Source organism: Micromonospora sp. WMMD987 (assembly GCF_029581435.1).
Taxonomy (GTDB): Bacteria; Actinomycetota; Actinomycetes; order Mycobacteriales; family Micromonosporaceae; genus Micromonospora; species Micromonospora rifamycinica.
The window spans coordinates 2717154-2736946 of the sequence record NZ_CP120861.1; the positions used below are offsets into that span (position 1 = coordinate 2717154).

Here is a 19793-nt window from a genome sequence, read left to right on the forward strand (position 1 = left end):
GTGCGGCGTGTGGTCGTGACCGGCCTCGGCCCGGTGTCGAGCATCGGAACGGGGGTGACGGCGTTCGGCGCGGCCCTGCGTGCGGGCCGCTCCGGCATCTCCCCGATCACCAGCTTCGACCCGTCCGGGTTCCCGTACCGCAACGGCGGTGAGGTCCGTGACTTCGACCCCGCCGCCTGGCTGCGCCGGCTGCCCACCGCACGGTGGGGCCGGTCCAGCCAGTTCGCGGCCGCCGCCGCACGACTCGCGGCGGACGACGCGAAACTCGACCTCGACACGGTGGACAGCACCCGGGCGCATGCCGTGATCGGCACGACCAGCGGCGAGTCCGTCGTGCTGGAGGCGCTCACCGCACGACTGGTCGAGGCGGGCTTCGACGCGATGCCGCCGCAGCTGGTCGAGCAGCTGCCCGCCGGCCGGCTGGCGCACGCGGTCAGCGAGGAGCTGGGTCTGCGCGGCGACTCGCTGACCCTCGCCACCGCGTGCTCCGCCAGCAACTACGCCATCGGGTACGCCTACGACCTGCTCGTCACCGGCGAATCCGACGTGGTGTTCGCCGGCGGCGCGGACTCGGTCTGCCGGTGGGCGCACGCGGGCTTCTTCCGGCTGGGCGCGCTCACCGAACACGCCTGCTCGCCGTTCGACCGCGACCGCTCCGGCATCATCACCGGCGAGGGCGGCGCGGTGCTGGCGCTGGAGACGTGGGAACACGCCGAGGCGCGCGGCGCGCACATCTACGCGGAGGTGCTCGGCTACGGCCTCAACTGCGACGCCAACCACCCGGTGGCCCCGGACCGGGACAGCATCGCCGCGTGTATCCGCACCGCCCACCGCAACGCCGGCGTCACCCCGGACCAGGTCGACTACATCTGCGCCCACGGCACCGGCACCCCGGCCAACGACCTGGTCGAGGCACAGGCCGTCCTCGACGTGTTCGGACCGCAACCGCCGCCGATCAGCTCGATCAAGTCGATGATCGGGCACACCATGGGCGCCGCCAGCGGCTTCGGGGCGATCGCCTCCGCGCTGGCCATCGAACAGGGTTTCCTGCCCCCCACCGTCAACTGGACGCACCCCGATCCGCAGCTGACCGGCATCGATCCCGTGCCGAACGAGGCCAGGTCGGCAACCGTCCGGATGGTGCAGAACAACGGGTTCGCCTTCGGCGGGAACAACGCGATCGTGGTGCTGGGAGCCGCCCGATGAATCCCCTGACCATCAACGGCCTCGCGACGCTGAGCGCCGCCGGCGACCGTCCGGAGGCGCTCGCCGAGCGGGTCGCCGACCTCGCCGGAGCATCCCATCCCGGTGTCCCGGTGGGTGCGCTCGTCACCGAGGCGCTGCCCCGCCCGCAGGGGCACGCGCTGCTCGACTTCGACGTCCGGGCCCGGCTCGGCCGCCGCGGCACCAGTTTCTACGACCGGGCCACCGCGCTGGCCGTGGTGGCCTGCGGTGACGCCCTCGACGACAGCGGGTTGACGGTGGACGACACCAACCGGACCCGGATCGGCGTGGTGCTCGGCACCACCGTCGGCAGCCTGAAGTCCACCAGCGACTACACCCGCGAAACCCTGGTGCAGGACAAGCCGTACCTGGTCAACCCGATGCTGTTCCCCAACACCGTGATGAACTGCGCCGCCGGCCAGGCCGCCATCCGGCACCGGCTCAAGGGGGTCAACGCCACGGTCACCGGCGGGCCGCTGGCCTTCTTCAACGCCCTGCGGTACGCCGGCAACGCGATCCGTCGCGGCTACGTCGACACCATGCTCGTCGGCGCGGTGGAGGAGTTCTCGGCGCACCGGGCCTGGGCGTCCGCGCTCGGCCCCACCGGCGGCGGGATCGCCGCGGGGGAGGGCGCCGCGGTGTTCGTGATCGGCGGCCCCGCCGACTCCGGCGGCCCCGCCGTCTGCGCCGCGACCACCGGGTACGGCCCCGACGGCACGGCCGAGCAGGCCCTCACCGACTGTGTGGCCCGCGCCCTGCGCGCGGCCGGGGCCGCACCGGGCGACGTCACGCTCCTGGCCACCAGCGAGACCGTCACCGCCGGCCCCCGTCCGCAACGCGACGCCGCCCTGCGGGCGCTCGACGGGCACCGGCCGGCCGAACTCGTGGTGAGCCGGGCGGCGGGTGACTGCGGTGCCGCCCTTCCCGCCCTGGCCCTGGCCGCCGCGCTGCGTGAGCCCGGCACCCGGTCCGGCCTCACCCTGCTCACCGCCCACGGCACCGACGGCGGCGTCGGCGCCGCCCTGGTCCGGCGGTAGGGCATGGCGGCGCTGATCGCGGCGAGCAGCCTCCGCACGTGCTTCGGCGACGGCGCGCGTACCTTCGCCGCCCTGCTGGACGGACGCAGCGGAGTGGGTGGCCTGCGGCACCCCCTCACCGGCCAGCTCAACGTGACGGCCGGCTACCAGATCGACGAGCCCGGCCCGGAGGTGGCCCTGCGGGCCGGCACCTGGCTGCGGGAGTGCGTCGACGAGGTGCTGACCCGGACCGCCGTCGACCCGCGCCGCCACCGGGTCGTGGCGCTCGTCGGCACCGGGCTGCGGGAACTGGCCGCCGTGGAGGAGTCGGCCCGCACCGGTGCCACCATCACCCCGTCCCGCCTGCACTTCGGCCCCGCCGTCCGGGACGCCGCGCCCGCGCTGGCCGAGGTGGTGACCATCGCCAACGCGTGCAGCGCGGGCGGGCACGCCCTCGCGCTCGCCCAGGATCTGATCGAGACCGGTGAGGCCGACGCGGTCGTCGTCGGCGCCGCCGACACGATGACCGCCTCCATGCTCGCGATGATCGGCAAGGTCACCCCGTCGCCCACCACCCGGGTCCGCCCGTTCGACCGCGACCGCACCGGTGTCCTGCTCGGTGAGGGCGCCGCCGCGCTCGTCGTGGTCGGCGACGGGTGGGACGGACCGGCCGTCGGTCGGCTCCTCGCCACCGGGCTGTCCTGCGACGCCGTGCACGAGACCGCCCCCGACGTCGACGGGATCTGCCGGGCCGTGAACGACGCCTGGACCCGGGCCGACCGCCACCCGCGCGAGGCGGACCTGGTGGTGGCCCACGGCACCGGCACCGCCCTGAACGACCCCACGGAGTGCGCCGCCCTGCTGCGCTGCCTGCCCCGGCCGGAAGCGCCCCTGGTCACCGCCGTCAAGGGTGCGGTCGGTCACCTGTCGGGTGCCGCCGCCCTGGCCAACGTCGACGTGGCACTGCGCTGCCTGGCCAGCGGCACGGTTCCGCCGGTCGTCGGGCTGACGAACCCGCTGCCCGAGGGCGACGGACTCACCTTCGTCCGGGACGTCCACGCCCGACGGGACGTCACCCTCGCCCAGGTCAACGCCTTCGGCTTCGGCGGCGTGAACGCGGTGACGCTGGTGGAGGCGCGATGACCGGCACGCCGGCCAGCACCGTCGCCGTCACCTCCTACAGCATCCACCTGCCCGCCGACGCACGCTTCGCCACCGCCACCGCCACCGCCACCGCCACCGCCGGCCTGCCGCCGGTGCCGCCCGGCTGCCCGGCCGACCAGGCGCACACCCTGCTCGGCCGCAAGGGGCTGCTGTACAAGGAACCCGCCACCCGGCTCGCGCTGTGCGCCGTGCACCGGGCACTGGGCCTGCCCGACGGCGCACGCCCCGACGTCCCGCTCGACCCCGGCACCGCCGTCGTGGCCGCCGGCAACCTCGGCAACGTCGCCACCGTCGTCGAGGTGGCCCGCGCCGTCGCCCGCGAGGGCAGCCGGGGGGTCAGCCCGATGGCCGCACCGAATGCGTCCAGCAACGTGATCGCCAGCAGCATCGCGATGTGGTTCCGGCTCGGCGGCCCGAACCTGATGGTCTGCTCCGGCGAGACCGCCGGCCTGGACGCGCTCGCGCTGGGCGCCCTGCTGCTGCGCGCCCGCCGGGCCGACCGGGTGCTGGTGGTCGGCGCGGAACCCGACGACGAGACCGCGGTGACGGTCCGGGGCGGCCCACCGCTGCGCGCCGGGGCCGCCTGCGTGGTCCTGGAACCCGTCGCCCGCGCCGTCGCCCCACTGGCGACGGTGACCGTCGGACCGACCGTGCGCCACCGCGCCGACCTGCCCCCGTGGCCGGTTCCGGTCGTGGTCGGCCCCGGCCACCTCGACCCGGCGGCCACCTGGGGCGACTGCTACGGATTCCAGGGAGTGCTCCAGACGGCGCTCGCCACGCGGCTCGTCGCCGAGGGCGCGGACGGCGTCGCGGTGCTCTGCGGCGGCACCGACGACGGCTGGCGCACCGCAGTGCTCGCCCCGGTCGCCACCGCCGGGGGGCAGCCGTGACGACGACCGTACGGCAGTTGCGCCCACCCACGCCGGACGGCCCGCTCGTGGCGTTCGCCCACGGGCTCGAGGACTCCTGGGCGAGCTGGCTGCCGTTGAGCGCGGTGCTGCCGTCCGACTGGCACCCGGTCGCCCTCGACCTGCCCTGGCGGCCCGGCAACGACTACCGGTGGCGCAACCGGCCCTCGGCGCAGTGGCTGGCCGACGGCCTCGACGGCCTCGACCGGCGGCCGGACCTGCTCGTGGCCCACTCCTACGGCGCCAACGCCCTGCTCGAGCTGCTCTGTGCCGGCGACCGGCGGGTGCCGGACACCGTGATCCTGATCTGCCCGCTGTACCGCCCACCGGACGTCGTGGTGACCTGGCGGTTGTTCGAGCGCGCCCGACGCTCCTTCGAGCAGCACATCCACGACTCGCTGCGCAGCCGGCTCGGCACCCGGCTGCGCGCCCTGGACCCCGACGTGGTGGAACGGATGATCGCCAAGGCGTTCGACCGGGTCGGCCCCTCCGGGTTCCTGACCGTGTTCGACCAGTTCTGTGCCAGTGCCTCGATGCGGCTGGACCGGGTGACGGCCCGGGTGCTGGTACTCGCCGGCGGGTCCGATCCGACGCTGTCCCCCGAGGCCGCGCGGACCCTGGCCGACGCCATGCCGCACGCGGTGCTGTCGGTCGGCGAAAGCTACGACCACTTCTGTTACGCCCGCCAGCCGGAGGATGTCGCGTCCCGCCTACGGGCCTTCCTCGACGTGACCCCCGTCGTCAGCGGTCATCCCGAAGGAGCAGCCCCGTGAGCACCCTCGCCCCGCCCGCGCCCACCCCGAGCGTCCTGGTCAGCCGACCGCGCTACGAAGGCGCCAACATCCGTACCTGGATCGGCTTCAAGCACTTCATGTACCTGGTGGAGGAGGCCGTGCTGAACTGGCTGCGCGATCAGGGCCACGGTGCCCACGCGCTGTTCCACCAGCACGGCCTCGGCACCGAGATCGTCGACTGCTCGGTGCAACTGCCGGCGGTGCTCGAGGTGGACGACGAGGTCCGCGCCGAGGTGGTCGCCGGCACCGGGCGGCGGCTGCGGGTGCAACTGTCGGTGAGCCGTGGCGGCCAGGACGTCGTGGTGCTGCGCGGACACGTCACCGTCGCGCTGCTGCCCGAGACCGACGCGCCGACCCACCGGCCCGCCCCGGCGGCGCTCGCGACCTGGGAGGCGGCCACCCTCGACGCGGCCTCCGGCCTGCGTTCGGAACTCGCGTTGCCGGCCGGCGGCGACCCCGCGTCCGTGTTGACACCGGACGGCTCGGGCGCCTTCCTCTGGTCCTGGCGGGCGCCGTACTTCTACTGCCACTTCTCCGACCGGGTGCAGCACTCCGGCTACGTGCGCGCCCTGGAGGAGGTCGTCGAGCGGTTCCTCGCCGACCGGGGCATCTCCGTGGGACGCATGCTGGCCGAGCGCGCCTGGATCCCGGTGGTCTCCCGGGCCCGGGTACGGCTGGCCGAGCCGGCCCACATGGAGGAGACGGTGCACACCGTCTTCACGGTCGACGACGTGCTCCGGGAGATGATGTTCAGCGGCCGGATGGACTGCTGGGTCCAGCGGGGCGACCGGCTGGTCCTGGTGGCCACGGCGACCATCCTGCACGGCTACGCGATCAGCCGGGGACCGGACGCCGGCCAGCTCGCCCGGCTCGACCCCGAGGTGTGCGCGATCCTCACCGGGGACCGGTCGTGACCCGCCCACCCGCCCGCCCGCGGCTGTTCTTCTCCTTCCGCAGCCCGTACAGCTGGCTGACGATCCGACGGCTGCGCGCCACCGTGCCGACGGCGTTCACGGACCTCGACTGGTTCCCCTACTGGGATCCGGACGCCCGGACCGCCGAGGCGCTCGCCACCCGCGGCGCGGAGTTCCACTACGTGCAGATGAGCCGGGCGAAGCACCTCTACCTGCTGATGGACACCAAACGCCTGGTGCAGCACGAGGGCGTGCCGATGGCGTGGCCGATCGACGTCGACCCGCACTGGGAGGTGCCGCACCTCGGCTGGCTGGCCGCCCGCCGCGCCGGCCGGGCGGAACCCTTCTACGACGAGGTGGTCGCCGCCCGCTGGGAGCGGGGCGAGAACATCTGCGACCCCGGGGTGGTGGCCGGCTGCGCCGAGCGAGCCGGCGTGGATCCGGCCGTGGTCACCGGAGCGGTCGACGACCCGCAGCTGCGTGCCGAGGGGGCGGACTGCCTCGAACGGGCCTACCTCGACGACATCTTCGGCATCCCCTACCTCAAGTGGGGACGGCACCGGTTCTGGGGCCTCGACCGACTGGACGGCTTCCTGGAGCTGTGGCGGCCGGACCCGGCAGCCGCCGGCAACGGCTCCGGTACGGCAGCCGCCGGCAACGGCTCCGGTACGGCGGCGGCCGTCGTCGCGGGGGCCGTTCCGGCCGAGGTGGGGCTTCCCGACCGGGCGGAGGCGATCGTCGCCGCCGGCGGTTACGACACCGACACGACGGGTGGTTGCGGATGAGCTTCCCTCCTGACACACCGGCGCTCCGCCAGCAGCGCATGGCACACCTGGCCGGCACGCTGCGGTTGTTCGCCGAACTCGGCTACGACGAGGGCGCGGGTGGACACATCACCGTCCGGGATCCGGAGCGGCCCGACTGCTTCTGGATCAACCCGTTCGGTATGTACTTCGGCCACGTGCGGGTCAGCGACCTGCTGCTGGTCGGCGCCGACGGGCAGGTGCTGGGCGGCAAGGGCCGGATCAACCCGGCCGGCTTCGTCATCCACTCGGCGGTGCACGCGGCCCGGCCCGACGTGGTCTGCGCCGTGCACACCCACTCGGTGTACGGACGGGCGTTCTCCACCCTGGGCCGGCTGCTCGACCCGCTCACCCAGGACGCCTGTGCCTTCTACGACGACCACAGCCTGTTCGACGACTACACCGGCGTGGTGCTCGACGCGGAGGAGGGCCGGCGGATCGCCACCGCACTGGGCACCGGCAAGGCCGCCATCCTGCGCAACCACGGCCTGTTGACCGTCGGCGGTTCGGTGGCGGAGGCGGCCTGGTGGTTCGTCGCCATGGAACGCTCCTGTCAGGTGCAGCTCGTCGCCGAGGCGGCCGGCAAGCCGGTGCCCATCGGCCCCGAGGACGCCGAGCGCACCCGTGCGGTGATCGGCTCGCCGGCCATCGGCCGGTACAACTTCAAACCCCTCTACGAGGGTGTCCTGCGCCGCCACCCGGACCTGCTGGACTGATGATGCCGAGTCGTCAGGACCCGCCCGCCCTCCTCGCCGCCCGACTCACGGCGACCCCCGACGCGCCGGCGCTCGCCGCCGAGGACGGCGTCCTCACCTGGGCACAGCTGGGCCAGCGGGTGCACCGGTGGCGGGCGGTGCTCGCCGACGCGGGCGTCAACTCCGGCGACGCGGTGGCGCTGATGCTCGGCAACCGCCGGGAGACCCTGGAGGCGCTGCTGGCCTGCCTGCACTCCGGCGTCACGGTGGTGCCGGTCAACTGGCACCTCACCGCCCCGGAGGTCGCCTACCTGCTGGCCGACGCCGGGGCGCGGCTGCTCGTCGTCGATCCGCCGCGCGCGGAGGTGGGTGCCAAGGCGGCGGCCGAGGCGGGCACCGTCCGGGCGGTCGTCACCGGTGACCAGCCGGCGTACGGCCTCGCGCCGGTGGAGCCGTTGCTCGCCGCGACCGACCCGCGGACGGCCCCCGCCGACCAGGAGTGCGGGCAGTTGATGATCTACACGTCGGGCACGACCGGCCGTCCCAAGGGCGTGCTCAACGGTCTGTTCGTCACCGGAGCGCCGTTCGCCCGGGCCACCCGCCTGCTCGAGTACGCCACCGGCACGCTCGGCGTGCCCACCGACGGGCGGGTGCTGCTGGTCGGACCCTGGTACCACTCCGCCCAACTGTTCTACGCGCTGCTGCCCCTGCTCAACGGCGCGACCCTGGTCGTCCGGGAGCGGTTCGACCCGGCCGCGACGCTGGCCACCATGGCCGCCGAGCGGATCACCGAGTGCCACCTCGTGCCGACCCAGTTCGTCCGGCTGCTGCGCCTCGACCCGGCCGTCCGGGCCGCGTTCTCCCCGGCCAGCCTGCGCCGGATCTGGCACGGCGGCGGGGCCTGCCCGCCGGACGTCAAGCGGCGCATGATCGAGTGGTGGGGTCCGGTGCTGGTCGAGTACTACGCGGCCACCGAGGGCGGGGTGGTCACCCTCATCGACTCGGCCGACTGGCTCGCCCACCCGGGCAGCGTGGGGCGGGCCGTGCCACCGAACCAGATCGTCGTCGTCGACGACGACGGCCGGGAACTCGGCCCCCACCAGCGGGGCCGGGTCTTCATCCGCCGGCCCGGCCGCAGCTTCCACTACCACAACGCGGCGGGCAAGACCCGCGCCGCGTACCTCGCACCGGGTGTCTTCACCTACGGCGAGGTGGGTCACCTCGACGAGGACGGCTACCTGTACCTCACCGGCCGCGCCCAGAACATGGTCGTCTCCGGCGGCGTGAACGTCTACCCGGCCGAGGTCGAGCAGGTGCTGGTACGGCACCCCGACGTGCGGGACGCGGTGGTGCTCGGCCTGCCCGACGAGGAGTACGGCGAGCGGGTCGCCGCCGTCGTCGAGTGGGAGCCCGACGGCGGGCGACCACCGTGGTCGGCGCTGGACGCCCACTGCCGGCGGCACCTCGCCGGGTTCAAGGTGCCCCGCTCGTGGCGGTCGGTCGACGCCGTGCCCCGCGAGCCGACCGGCAAGGTCCGGCTCGACCAGTTGCGCACGCTCTGCGGAGACGACCGATGGGAGCGGTGAGCGGGATGCCCACGACCGAACCGACGTCCACCGAGGACATCGCCCACCCCGCGACGTACGCGCGGGCGGTGCCGCACGCCGAGTTCGAGCGCCGCCGCCGCGAGGAGCCGGTCGGCTGGGTGCCGGAGCCGGCGCTGTGGCGGCACAGCTCCGCCGGGCGGATCCAGCAGCGCGGATCCGGGTTCTGGGCGGTGACGACCCACGAGGCGGTCATGGAGGTGTCCCGGCAGCCCGAGGTCTTCTCCTCCGCCCGGCGCGGGGCGTTCCTGCACGACCCGCGTACCCCGGCCGACCTGGACTTCATGCGCCAGCTGCTGGTGAACATGGACGCCCCGCAGCACGTGCGGATCCGTCGCATCGTCACCTCGGTGTTCACCCCCCGCGCCGTACGCTCGCTCGCCGACACCGTCACCCGGCACGCCCGGGAACTGGTCGACGGGGTGCTCCAGCGGGACACCTTCGACGCCGTCACCGACCTGGCGGCCGAGCTGCCCCTGCTCGTCCTCGCCGACCTGCTGGGCCTGCCGCGCGGGGACCGGCACCTGCTGTACCGGTGGAGCAACAACCTGGTCGGCTTCGACGACCCGGAGTACGGCGGCGGGGACGTCGAGGTCTACCGGCAGACGTTCGCGGAGGCGTTCCAGTACGCGCTGGCCGTGGCCGTACGACGGCGGGCCGCGCCCCGCGACGACCTGATCAGCCTGCTCGCCACCGCGGAGGTCGACGGACGGCGGCTGACCGACCGGGAGTTCTGCCAGTTCTGGATGCTGCTGGTGGTCGCCGGCAACGAGACGACCCGACACCTGATCTCCGGTGCCCTGCACCTGCTGCTGCACGACGAGCAGCTGCGCGGTCGGTGGCTCGGCGGGCCGCTACCCACCGCCACCGCCGTCGACGAGTTCCTCCGGGTGGTCACGCCGATCATGCAGTTCCGGCGGACCGCCACCCGGGACACCACCCTGGCCGGCACGAAGATCGCCGAGGGCGACAAGGTGGTCATGTTCTACGTCTCGGCCAACCGGGACGCCGGGATCTTCGCCGACCCGCACCGGGTGGACCTGGAGCGGACGCCCAACCCGCACCTCAGCTTCGGCATGGGCCCGCACTTCTGCCTGGGCGCCCACCTGGCCCGGATGGAGGCGGCCGCGCTGCTCGACGCCGTCGCCCCCCACCTTCCCCGACTTGCCACCACGGGCCCGGTCGTCCGACTGGAGTCCAACTTCGTCAACGGCATCAAGGTGATGCCCGTGGGCTGGACCTGAGACCCGGGTCCGGACCACTGGAGAGGAGAGTCGATGTCCCTCAACGAACGGCTGCGGGAGTACAAGGCCCGTCAGGAGGCGGGCGAGGTGCCACCGATCACGCCGGCCCACCTTGAGGTGATCTACCGGGAGGCGGAGGCCCTCGCCGCCTCGGACGCCGAGGACCGGGTGCTGAAGGCGGGTGACCCGTTCCCGTCCTTCGAACTGCCCGACGAGAACGGCGACGTCGTCTCCTCCGCCGACCTGCTGTCCCGGGGACCGCTCGCGGTGGTGTTCTACCGGGGCATCTGGTGTGACTACTGCAACTTCGAACTGGAGGCGCTGGAGGAGATCTATCCGCAGATCAGGGAGCTGGGGGCCGACCTGGTGGCGGTGTCGCCGGTCACCATGCCCAACCTGCGGGCGGCCATCCGTCGCAACAAGATCTCGTACCGGATCCTCAGCGACCGGGGCAACGCCTACGCCAGGCGGTTCAACCTGACCTACACGATGAACCAGGACCTGCTCGACGTGTGGGGCGGCTTCGGGATGGACTTCTCGAAGATCAACGGCGACGACAGCAACAGCATGACGATGCCGGGGGTGTTCCTCGCCGGCACCGACGGTGTGCTGCGCTTCGCCTCGGCGCACGCCCGCCACTGGGAACGCACGGAGCCGGCCGACCTGCTGGCGGCCATCGAGCAGCTCAGCCTGGACCGCACGGCCCGGTCCTGACCAGCGTCACCGCCTCGCGCCGCCATCCGGGCACCGGGTGGCGGCGCGAGGCGGTGCGAAGGGGGAGACATGCACCTGAACGTGTTCACCGAATGCTCGCCGTCGCCCCAGTTCGTCGGGATGTGGCGGGCGCCGGGCGACACCACCGGCACCGGCTACCGCTCGCTGGACTACTGGACCGCGGTCGCCCGCCGGCTGGAGGCGGCCTGCGTCGACGCGCTGTTCTTCGCCGACATCCACGGCACCTACGACGTGTACCGGGGCTCGTGGGCGACCGCGGTCCGGCACGCCGTGCAGATCCCCTCGATCGACCCGGTGCCGGTCGTCGCGGCGGCGGCGGCGGCCACCACCGACCTCGGCTTCGCGGTCACCTACTCCACCACCTACCACCAGCCGTACGAGTGCGCCCGGCTGTTCTCCACCCTCGACCACCTCACCCGGGGCCGGATCGGCTGGAACATCGTCACCTCGTACCTGCGCTCCGCCACCGACAACGGACTCGGCGAGTATCTCGACCACGACCTGCGCTACGACCGGGCCGACGAGTACCTGGAGGTGGTCCGGGCACTGTGGGAGCGCAGCTGGGACGACGGCGCGGTGGTCCGCGACGTCGACGGGGACGTCTTCACGGACCCGTCGCGGGTACGCGCCATCGACCACCGGGGCGACTGGTTCACCGTGCGCGGACCGCACCAGTGTGAGCCGTCGCCGCAGCGTACCCCCGTGCTCTACCAGGCGGGCGCGTCGGGACGGGGCCTCGCGTTCGCCGCCCGGCACGCGGAGGTGGTCTTCCTGACCATGGCCGACCCGCAGGGTGGAGCCGAGACGGTCCGACGGCTACGGCAGCGGGTGGCCGACGCGGGTCGCGACCCACGGGGCGTCCGCGCTTTGCAGGGCACCATGGTGATGGTGGGCGCCGACCGGGCCGACGCCAAGCGCAAGGCCGCGCAGTACCACCAGTTGTGGAGCCCGGAGGGGCAGCTGGCGAAGTGGTGCGGCTGGATGGACGTGGATCTGGCGGCGTACCCGGAGGACACCCCGGTCGACGCGGTGAAGAACCAGGGCAGCCAGTCGTTCCTGGGCTTCCTGCGCGGGCTGAGCCCGGAACGGTCGTGGACCATCGGCGACGTGCGGTATCTGGTGTCCCGCCCCCGGCGGGCCCGGCGGGACGCGCCGATGACACTGTTCGGCACGGCCGAGGAGGTGGCCGACCGGATGGAGCAGTGGCTGGAGGTGGCCGGGGTCGACGGTTTCAACCTGATCCCGTGCAGCCCCTCGGACGGCCTGGGCGACATCTGCGACCTGCTCATCCCGGAGCTGCAACGGCGCGGGATGTTCCGTACCGCCTACCGGGGCGGCGAGACCCTGCGGCAACGCTACTTCGGGCCGGACGCCCCCTCGCCCGCGCCCGGCGTCGCCGAGGCTTCCCACGTGTCTTGAAGTGTCTTGTTCGGTGACAAGTGTCATTGCTAGTGTTCCGTAGTATTCGATCCGTCTCTCGAAAGGATGTCCCGGCATGGGCAAGAAGCCAGTCGTGGGCCCGAGGATGACCGCCGAGATCGAGGGCGACTTCGCCGTCTTCATGACGGGCATGCGCGTCAACAACTTCTTCAAGGTCAAGCGTTGGCTGCCGACCTTCTGGTCGATGGGCGGCGTGCTGAAGGCCATGTGGGCCGACCAGGAGACGAGCGGCGCCCTGCACGCGCACGCCTACTGGGGCAACCGCGGTGCGGTCATGATCGTCTACTTCCGCAGCATCGAGCACCTGGAGCGGTTCGCCAACAACCGCGAACTGGCGCACTCCAAGGCCCTGCAGGACTACTTCCGACGGATGAAGGACAACCCCGCCGTCGGCATCTGGCACGAGTCCTACGTGGTCCACGACGGTGAGTACGAGGCCGTCTACAACCACATGCCGGAGGCCACCGGCCTCGCCGCGGCGGGGGAGTGCGTGCCGGTCAGCCGCCGGGGCAACAGCGCGTCCGCCCGCCGGGCCACCGGCGCGCAGGTCGCCGCCGCCGCGGCCGCCGCGCCGGGCCGTGACCTGGAGCCGTTGACCCCGGTGGTGGACGAGATCTTCCCGGCGGCCCCCGCCGACCGCAGCGCCGCCTGACGACTCCCGGCCCGACCGCGGCGGCGGGGACGTCCCCCGATCCGGCCGCGGCGCCGCCTGACGACCCCTGGTCCGGCCGCCGCGCGCGGTCCGGCGGGGTCGCCGTCAGGGTGGCCGTCCCCCGCCCCCGTTACGCGTCGTCTCCCGGCCCCGGCACGCGTCCCGCCGGCCCCGGGCGGGCAGGTATGGCAGGTGACCGGCCTGCCCGACGACGCTTGCGGGGGCGGGTGTCCTCGTATCCGGAAGCCCTCCCGGGCATGTCCGCGTCCCCGGCAGCCCGGTCTCATGGCGGTGGAGCCGGTCGCGGTCCCGCCACCGGGGTGGCCGACACCCACGACACCCGGACGACTCTGTACTCGTCTTTCCGGGTATTTATGAGTCTCCCTGCCTAGTGTCTGCCGTGAGGCTGTGATTCTCTCTAGGAGTGCTCTGCCGGGTGGAAGGTGGGCCGACATGACACAAGCCAAATCCCTGTCGAGGCTCGACATCTCGGACTTCCGGGCGCTGGCGGGGCGGGTGCCCGGGACCTCGCTGATCGAGGTCTCCCGCAACAGCCACGTCTACCACGGCGGGACCTGCGACGATCACGTCTACGTCGTGGAACGTGGCCAGGTGAAGACACAGATGGTGGCCGCGAGCGGCAAACGCTGCCTGCTCTCGGTGCATGTGGTGGGCGACCTGTTCGGGGAGATCGCCCTGCTCGGCCTGGAACGCCTGGACTCGGCGATCGCGCTGACCCGGACCGTCCTGCTGCGGGTGCCGGCGGCGCGGGCCGCCGCGGTGCTGGCCGCGGACGGTTCCGGCGACGTGCTCGCCCGTCACCTCAGCATCCGGCTGAGGCAGCAACAGCAGCAGGTGGCGGACATGGTGACGTTGCCGAGTGAGTTGCGCCTCGCGGTCCGCCTGCTGGATCTCGCCGAGCGGTTCGGGCAACGCGGCCCGGACGGCACCCGGGTGGACATCGCGTTCACCCAGGAGGACCTGTCCGAGATGGTCGGCACCACGCGGACCCGCATCGGCCAGTTCCTCAAGCGATTTCGCGAACTGCGGGTGGTGGACTTCACCACCCGGTCGCACCTGACCATCCACGAGGAGCGCCTCACCTCGTGGATCTCCAACCCGACGCACTGACTGCTCATTACTGAGCAGACCGCCGGACCTTCGGCGGTGGAAGATCTTCCCAGGAAGACCCATCGTCCAGGGAGGTCACATGAAGAAGCTTGTCGTTCGCAAGCTGGAGCCGATCAAGACCAGTGCCAACGCGGACTGCGTGCCCGCGGCCGCCTGACACAGGGTTCACGATCGGCGGGGATCGGGGTGAGTGATCGCTCCGGTCCCCGCCGATCGCCGTATGCACCACGGAACTGGAAGGAATCGCCCCATGGCCGTCAACACGGCTGAGTCCGTCGTCACCGTCCGTCCGTTCGTCTCGACCGTCGACGGCTCGGACGTCATCATCGGCGACACCGGCCGCAAGGTCTATCTCGCCATTCCGGCCGGGGGGCTGGACATCCTGAACGCGCTCGCCGAGGGTCGGACCATGGCCGAGGCGGCCCGTATCTACGAGCGCAAGCACGGCGAGAGCGTGGACATCGAGGACTTCGTCGCCGTGCTGGCCGACGAGGGCTTCGTCGTCCGCGGCGAGGAGCCGGTAGCCGCCACCGAGCCGGCCCACCAGCACGCGCACCAGATGATCCGGCGGTGGAGCTTCGACTGGATCCCGCAGGCCACCGCGCGCCGGCTCACCGGCCCCGCCGTGATCCTGCCCGGCCTCGCGGTCATCCTCGCCGGCGTGGCGTTGGTGATCGCCGACCCGGGGATGATCCCCGGCTCCCGGGCGCTGCTGTTCGAGGGCGGGAACTTCGCGGTGCTCACTGTGGTCAGCGTGACCCTGGCGATGATCGGGTTGTCGCTGCACGAACTCGCGCACGCGATGGCGGCCCGGTCGGTGGGTGTGTCGGCGACGCTCGGCATCAGCAACCTCATGTACGTCCTGGTCGCCCAGACGGACATCAGTGGCATCTGGATGGCCTCCAAGCGGGCGCGGTACAAGGCGTTCCTCGCCGGGTTCTTCGTGGACGCGTTCTTCGGCTCCCTGCTGATCGCGTTCATCTACGCCACCCGGCACGACCTGATCGCCGTGCCCGGCTGGGCGAGCCTGCTGGCCAGCGCGGCCCTGCTCACCTTCCTGGTACGCATCGGCTTCCAGTTCTTCTTCTACCTGCGGACCGACGTCTACTACGTGATCGCGACCGCCCTGAACTGCCGCAACCTCATGTCGGACACCGAGCGGTTCCTGTCCAACGGGTTCAAGCGGCTGACCTTCCGCCGGGACAAGGTGGTCTCGCAGGCCGGCGTCCCGCGCGGCGAGATGCGCAAGGTGCGGGTGTACGCGGCGGTGTGGGTGTTCGGGCGGATCTTCGGGCTGTTCGCCCTGGTGTTCACGATCCTGCCGTTGCTCTGGGTCTACCTGGAGCAGTTCGTGCTGCTGGCGTTGGGCGAGCCGACCCGGTTCTCGTCGGCCGACTTCGCCACGGTCGCGATCCTGGCCGGGCTGCTCAACGGCGGCGGCCTGGCGATGTGGGGCCGCAACCTGTGGCGCGGCTGGCGTCGTCGGCGCGCGGAGGACGCCCGGACGCTTGCCCGGCAGACCGCCACCGCCGGCTGACCGTCCGCGCGCGGCGGACACCCGGACGGCAGACCGCCACCGCCGGCTGACCGTAGGGGACGCTCGCCCGAACCGCCGGCCGACCCGCCGACCGCGACGCCGGGCACCGCACGGTGCCCGGCGTCGCGGCTTCGGCCGGGGGACCGGGCGGCGCTCACCCGGTCGACGGTGGCACCGGGGTACCCGTTCGCCCGGCGGGACGCCGCGCCGTCGTGGCGGTCACCGCCGCGCTGGCCATGGCCGGCCTCACGCCGGGGACCGCCGGGAGTCCAGCCGGGCCACCCGGCGTGCCCCGGCCGTCCGTCGGTAGCTGGCGTCGAGCAGCTCCTCGACCTCGTCCCAGTCGGTGCCGGCGGTCAGGTCCAGCCCGATCCACCCGTAGGGGCCCAGGTAGGCCGGCACGTAGCAGCGGTCGTCCTCCACCAACGCCGCCCGCTCCCCGGGATCCACCAGCACGAGCACCGAGTGTTCGTGCTGCCGGTAGACGCCGTCGACCTTCACCGACCCCCCGTAGTACGCGAAGACCTTGGTGGTGAAGAAGGCGGGATGTCCGTGGGAGATCTTCTCGGCCGCGTCGGGGAAGCTCAGGGCGAGCGCCCGCAGCCTGTTCAGGAGTGGGTCTGCGTCGTCGAACATGATCGGGTGCGGCATACCGGAAGGGTAAGCACACCATGGGCGACCGTGGTGCCCGACGGGCGGCAAGTGGCACCGGTCCCCGAGGCCGGCGTGCTGCCGTCCCGGTTCCGTGACAGTGGCCCGGCCAGCGCGTCCCCGTGACGTCGGTTGACGGTCGGTAGGAGCGGGGATACGATCCGTTCCATGATCTACTGACACCACGCCCCGCCCGTGCCGGTGGCGACCCTGCCTACCAGGGGACGCCCGGACGGGCATCCGGATACGAATCGCCTCTCAGGTTCGATCTTTTCTGGTGGCAGGTGTCCACATGTCCGACAGTGTCTTTCCTTGCGTCCGTGACGTGGCGAAATCCCATGCTGACCGGCAGGTCTTCGCCGGGACGTCGTTGTCCGCCTCCCCGGGCCGGCGCAGCGGTCTGCTGGGGGAGGACGGCGTCGACACGTCGACGGTGCTCCGGCTGCTCGCCGGGTGGCGGAATCCGACGCCGGCGAGTCCACCCTGTTGCCCGTGATCGCCGGTCGCCTGACCCCTGACAGTGGGGAGGTGCGGTGGGGAGGGCGCCGGGCTCTGCCTGATCAGCGGCCGGATCGCCGGAGTCGGCCACCCCTGTGCGGACCACGCCCGGTTCTGTTCCTGAACGCGGGGTGTTCCGTCCTCCGCGCCCGACGATCGGAGGTTGCCATGTCGGATCAGCTCACGCTCCGCGACGTCAGCAAGTCGTTCGCCCACCGCCGCGTGCTCGACGCCGTCTCCCTCACCGTCGCGCCCGGCGAGCGGGTCGGCATCGTGGGGGAGAACGGCTCCGGCAAGTCCACGCTGCTGCGGTTGATCGCGGGCCGGGACCGTCCGGACGCCGGGGAGGTCGTCGTGACGGCGGACGGCGGGGTGGGACACCTGGGGCAGGTGGTCGACCTGCCGGACGACGCGACCGTCGGCGACGCGGTCGATGCCGCACCCGGCGGGATCCGCGAGCTGGAACGGCGGATCGCCGCCGCCGAGCGGGACCTCGGGTCCGCCTCGACCGCACGGATGGCCGAGTACGGCGCGCTGCGTACGATCTTCGAACTGCGCGACGGATACCGGGCCGACGCCAGGGTCGAGGCGGCCATGTCCCGGCTCGGCATCGGCGACCTCGACCGGGACCGTCGGCTCGGCACGCTCTCCGGCGGTCAGCTCGCCCGGCTCGCGCTGGCCGGGGTGCTCTCCGCCGAACCGGAGCTGCTGCTGCTCGACGAGCCGACGAACGACCTCGACCAGCAGGCGGTGTCCTGGCTGGAGAACCGGCTGCTGGGTCACCACGGCACGGTCGTGGTCGTCACCCACGACCGGCTGCTGCTGGAACGGGTCGCCACCGCGATCATCGAGGTCGACGGCGACCGGCGGACGGTGCACCGGTACGGCGACGGCTACGCCAGCTACCTCGCTGAGAAGCGAGCCGCCCGGCAGCGCTGGGAGCAGGCGTACGCGCGGTGGACGGGCGAGATCGCGCACTGGACGCGGTGGGGCGCGACCACCGCCCACCGGGTGGCGCCCGGCCGGGCGATCAGGGACCACAACAAGTGCCAGTACAACGGTGACGGCAGGCGGGTGCAGGAGTCCATCTCCACCCGGGTCCGCAGCGCGGCGGAGCGGCTCGAACGGCTGCGGGCCGAGCCGGTGCCCGAGCCGCCCGAGCCGTTGCGCCTGCACGCCCCGTTGGACGCCGGTGACCGGGAGGGGCCGGTGCTGCACCTGCGCGGCGTACGGGTCGACGGGCGGCTCGACGTGGACGACCTGGTGCTGCACGCCGGCCAGCGGCTGCTGGTGTCGGGCCCCAACGGGGCGGGGAAGTCCACCCTGCTCGAGGTGGCATCGGGCCGGCTGCGCCCGGACCGGGGCACGGTCGACCGCCTCGGGCGGATCGGGTACCTGCCCCAGGACGTGCCGTCGCCCCGTGCGGACGTCAGTCTCCTGGTCGCCTTCGGCCAGGGCCGGGTGGGCACCGTCGAGGAGCACGGGGAACGCCTGCGGTCACTCGGGCTGTTCCGTCCGGCCGACTTCCGTACCCCGGTCGGGGCGTTGTCGGTGGGGCAACGGCGTCGGCTGGCGCTGGCCCGCCTGCTGGACCACGACGCCGACCTCCTGCTGCTCGACGAGCCGACGAACCATCTGTCCCTGGCGCTGGTCGAGGAGTTCGAGGCGGCCCTCGCGGCCTACACCGGGGCGGTCGTCGTGGTCTCGCACGACCGGATGCTGCGCGAGCGGTGGCGGGGCGGCGAACTCGCCCTGGCGGCCGGGCGGTTCGTGCGGCTGGTCGCCGATGACCGGTTCCGCGTCGACGCGGGATAACGGTCTGGTCGTGAGCGTCGCCACGGCGCGCTTCCGGTGCCGGCCTGAGACCGCTCGGCAGCGGCTCAGTCGTCGTGGGTGGGGGGGCGTCGTCGGCGGCGCTGACCGCCGTCGCCGGGGGCGGCGATGCCGAGTCGACGTTCGACGATCCGGCGGCGGACCGCGCCTGCCGACTGCTGCACCTCGTCGGCGAGGATGGTGCTCTGGTAGCGGCTGTGGCGGTACAGCAGGGTCAGCAGGCCGACGGCCAGGAATCCGATCACCAGCGTGGCCGCGGCCAGGAAGAGCCAGGCACTACGTCGTCGGTCCACCAGGTGCGGGAAGGCGGCCACCGCCGTGGCGGCCAGGGTCGCCACCGCCCAGCCGAGCACCACCGTGGTGGTCTTCCCGTGCTCGCGCAGCCAGCGGCCGGGTCCACGGTCCCGGCGCTGACGCAGGGCCGGTAGAACCTGGTCCAGCAGAAGCGCCAGGGCACGGTCGAGCGCGGCCGGGTCCGGCTGTTCCGCGTCGGCGTCGTGACGGACGACCCGGCGCAGCGTGCTCCGGATCCTGACAGGGTTGTCCGCGGGTATGTCGTCCGGTGGCCACTGCTCGTCGAACCGACGTTGCCGGACACTGTGGATGGCGGCCCAGGTGGCCATTCCGGCCGGGATCGGCATGCCGAGCACCCAGCCCAGGTAACCCGGCCAGCCGACCTCCTGGGTGGCGGTGTTGATGCCGTAGCCGCCCACCGCGGCGAGGAGCACGGCCACGACCGGCTGCTGGACGCTTCGGAAGTACTCGTGCTCACGCATTCCCTGGACCAGTATGTTCGCCCGTTCGATTCGATGCCGGAGCAGGTAGACGAGGAGCACACTGACGAAGACCGCTGTCATCAGCAGCACCGACCACACGGCGGCGGCGAACAGTACCGGTGGTTCGTCGGCGGACGGCGCGGCGGTCACGAGAAGCCTGGTCACGTACGCCGA

19 protein-coding genes are annotated in these 19793 nt (G+C 72.8%); 17 read left to right on the forward strand and 2 right to left on the reverse strand.

Features of this window, described 5'->3' with window-relative positions; all coding sequences use genetic code 11:
• From O7612_RS11700 to O7612_RS11770, 15 genes are all read left to right on the forward strand, one after another.
• Positions 1-1206 (forward strand): beta-ketoacyl-[acyl-carrier-protein] synthase family protein, encoded by a 1206-nt coding sequence (locus tag O7612_RS11700; RefSeq protein WP_282273008.1) that lies wholly within the window; start codon positions 1-3, stop codon positions 1204-1206.
• Positions 1203-2261 carry a beta-ketoacyl synthase N-terminal-like domain-containing protein gene (locus O7612_RS11705; protein ID WP_282273010.1) on the forward strand — a complete coding sequence of 353 codons (1059 nt, stop codon included), beginning with the start codon at positions 1203-1205 and terminating at the stop codon, positions 2259-2261. The genes O7612_RS11700 and O7612_RS11705 overlap by 4 nt, the downstream gene beginning before the upstream one ends.
• A 3-nt stretch (positions 2262-2264) precedes the next feature.
• Positions 2265-3383: a beta-ketoacyl synthase N-terminal-like domain-containing protein gene (locus O7612_RS11710; protein ID WP_282273012.1), complete on the forward strand. Its 1119-nt coding sequence runs from the start codon at positions 2265-2267 to the stop codon at positions 3381-3383.
• On the forward strand, positions 3380-4294 hold the full coding sequence (locus O7612_RS11715; protein ID WP_282273014.1) for a beta-ketoacyl synthase N-terminal-like domain-containing protein: 915 nt from the start codon (positions 3380-3382) through the stop codon (positions 4292-4294). Before O7612_RS11710 ends, O7612_RS11715 begins: the two co-directional genes overlap by 4 nt.
• Positions 4291-5085 (forward strand): alpha/beta hydrolase, encoded by a 795-nt coding sequence (locus O7612_RS11720; RefSeq protein ID WP_282273016.1) that lies wholly within the window; start codon positions 4291-4293, stop codon positions 5083-5085. The genes O7612_RS11715 and O7612_RS11720 overlap by 4 nt, the downstream gene beginning before the upstream one ends.
• Complete coding sequence (locus O7612_RS11725; protein ID WP_282273018.1) at positions 5082-6020, forward strand: thioesterase family protein; 939 nt, start codon at positions 5082-5084, stop codon at positions 6018-6020. Before O7612_RS11720 ends, O7612_RS11725 begins: the two co-directional genes overlap by 4 nt.
• Positions 6017-6805 carry a DsbA family protein gene (locus tag O7612_RS11730; protein ID WP_282273020.1) on the forward strand — a complete coding sequence of 263 codons (789 nt, stop codon included), beginning with the start codon at positions 6017-6019 and terminating at the stop codon, positions 6803-6805. Before O7612_RS11725 ends, O7612_RS11730 begins: the two co-directional genes overlap by 4 nt.
• Positions 6802-7539: a class II aldolase/adducin family protein gene (locus tag O7612_RS11735; RefSeq protein ID WP_282273022.1), complete on the forward strand. Its 738-nt coding sequence runs from the start codon at positions 6802-6804 to the stop codon at positions 7537-7539. Before O7612_RS11730 ends, O7612_RS11735 begins: the two co-directional genes overlap by 4 nt.
• Positions 7539-9104: an AMP-binding protein gene (locus O7612_RS11740; protein ID WP_282273024.1), complete on the forward strand. Its 1566-nt coding sequence runs from the start codon at positions 7539-7541 to the stop codon at positions 9102-9104. The genes O7612_RS11735 and O7612_RS11740 overlap by 1 nt, the downstream gene beginning before the upstream one ends.
• A gap of 5 nt (positions 9105-9109) precedes the next feature.
• A complete protein-coding gene (locus O7612_RS11745) occupies positions 9110-10366 on the forward strand; it encodes a cytochrome P450 (RefSeq protein ID WP_282273026.1) in 1257 nt (418 codons plus the stop codon).
• Positions 10367-10399: 33 nt separating this feature from the next.
• Positions 10400-11080 carry a peroxiredoxin-like family protein gene (locus O7612_RS11750; protein WP_067310278.1) on the forward strand — a complete coding sequence of 227 codons (681 nt, stop codon included), beginning with the start codon at positions 10400-10402 and terminating at the stop codon, positions 11078-11080.
• A 69-nt stretch (positions 11081-11149) separates the two neighbouring features.
• Positions 11150-12520: an LLM class flavin-dependent oxidoreductase gene (locus O7612_RS11755; RefSeq protein WP_282273030.1), complete on the forward strand. Its 1371-nt coding sequence runs from the start codon at positions 11150-11152 to the stop codon at positions 12518-12520.
• A gap of 76 nt (positions 12521-12596) precedes the next feature.
• Positions 12597-13193: a DUF4188 domain-containing protein gene (locus O7612_RS11760; RefSeq protein ID WP_282273032.1), complete on the forward strand. Its 597-nt coding sequence runs from the start codon at positions 12597-12599 to the stop codon at positions 13191-13193.
• Between the two features lie 453 nt (positions 13194-13646).
• Positions 13647-14324: a Crp/Fnr family transcriptional regulator gene (locus O7612_RS11765; protein WP_282273034.1), complete on the forward strand. Its 678-nt coding sequence runs from the start codon at positions 13647-13649 to the stop codon at positions 14322-14324.
• Between the two features lie 250 nt (positions 14325-14574).
• Positions 14575-15861, forward strand: a complete 1287-nt coding sequence (locus O7612_RS11770) for a hypothetical protein (protein ID WP_282273036.1) — start codon at positions 14575-14577, stop codon at positions 15859-15861.
• A gap of 246 nt (positions 15862-16107) precedes the next feature.
• On the opposite strand, the gene O7612_RS11775 is transcribed toward O7612_RS11770, so the two are convergent.
• Positions 16108-16512 carry an MmcQ/YjbR family DNA-binding protein gene (locus O7612_RS11775; protein ID WP_282273038.1) on the reverse strand — a complete coding sequence of 135 codons (405 nt, stop codon included), beginning with the start codon at positions 16510-16512 and terminating at the stop codon, positions 16108-16110.
• Positions 16513-16837: 325 nt separating this feature from the next.
• On the opposite strand from O7612_RS11775, the gene O7612_RS11780 reads away from it, so the two are divergent.
• On the forward strand, positions 16838-17008 hold the full coding sequence (locus O7612_RS11780) for a hypothetical protein (protein WP_282273040.1): 171 nt from the start codon (positions 16838-16840) through the stop codon (positions 17006-17008).
• A gap of 170 nt (positions 17009-17178) precedes the next feature.
• Complete coding sequence (locus O7612_RS11785) at positions 17179-18825, forward strand: ABC-F family ATP-binding cassette domain-containing protein (RefSeq protein WP_282273041.1); 1647 nt, start codon at positions 17179-17181, stop codon at positions 18823-18825.
• A 65-nt stretch (positions 18826-18890) separates the two neighbouring features.
• Here the strand turns inward: O7612_RS11785 and O7612_RS11790 are convergent, their stop codons facing one another.
• The gene (locus O7612_RS11790) at positions 18891-19784 is read right to left on the reverse strand and encodes a hypothetical protein (protein WP_282273042.1); all 894 of its coding nucleotides are present in this window, start codon (positions 19782-19784) and stop codon (positions 18891-18893) included.
• Positions 19785-19793: the final 9 nt, after the last annotated feature.

Excerpts from the sequence above, each read along its gene's own strand:
- O7612_RS11705 (WP_282273010.1), top strand. The coding sequence starts at position 1,203 with ATGAATCCCCTGACCATCAACGGCCTCGCGACGCTGAGCGCCGCCGGC.
- O7612_RS11710 (WP_282273012.1), top strand. The coding sequence starts at position 2,265 with ATGGCGGCGCTGATCGCGGCGAGCAGCCTCCGCACGTGCTTCGGCGAC.
- O7612_RS11715 (WP_282273014.1), top strand. The coding sequence starts at position 3,380 with ATGACCGGCACGCCGGCCAGCACCGTCGCCGTCACCTCCTACAGCATC.
- O7612_RS11735 (WP_282273022.1), top strand. The coding sequence starts at position 6,802 with ATGAGCTTCCCTCCTGACACACCGGCGCTCCGCCAGCAGCGCATGGCA.
- O7612_RS11740 (WP_282273024.1), top strand. The coding sequence starts at position 7,539 with ATGATGCCGAGTCGTCAGGACCCGCCCGCCCTCCTCGCCGCCCGACTC.
- O7612_RS11745 (WP_282273026.1), top strand. The coding sequence starts at position 9,110 with ATGCCCACGACCGAACCGACGTCCACCGAGGACATCGCCCACCCCGCG.
- O7612_RS11750 (WP_067310278.1), top strand. The coding sequence starts at position 10,400 with ATGTCCCTCAACGAACGGCTGCGGGAGTACAAGGCCCGTCAGGAGGCG.
- O7612_RS11755 (WP_282273030.1), top strand. The coding sequence starts at position 11,150 with ATGCACCTGAACGTGTTCACCGAATGCTCGCCGTCGCCCCAGTTCGTC.
- O7612_RS11760 (WP_282273032.1), top strand. The coding sequence starts at position 12,597 with ATGGGCAAGAAGCCAGTCGTGGGCCCGAGGATGACCGCCGAGATCGAG.
- O7612_RS11765 (WP_282273034.1), top strand. The coding sequence starts at position 13,647 with ATGACACAAGCCAAATCCCTGTCGAGGCTCGACATCTCGGACTTCCGG.
- O7612_RS11770 (WP_282273036.1), top strand. The coding sequence starts at position 14,575 with ATGGCCGTCAACACGGCTGAGTCCGTCGTCACCGTCCGTCCGTTCGTC.
- O7612_RS11775 (WP_282273038.1), bottom strand. The coding sequence starts at position 16,512 with ATGCCGCACCCGATCATGTTCGACGACGCAGACCCACTCCTGAACAGG.
- O7612_RS11785 (WP_282273041.1), top strand. The coding sequence starts at position 17,179 with ATGTCGGATCAGCTCACGCTCCGCGACGTCAGCAAGTCGTTCGCCCAC.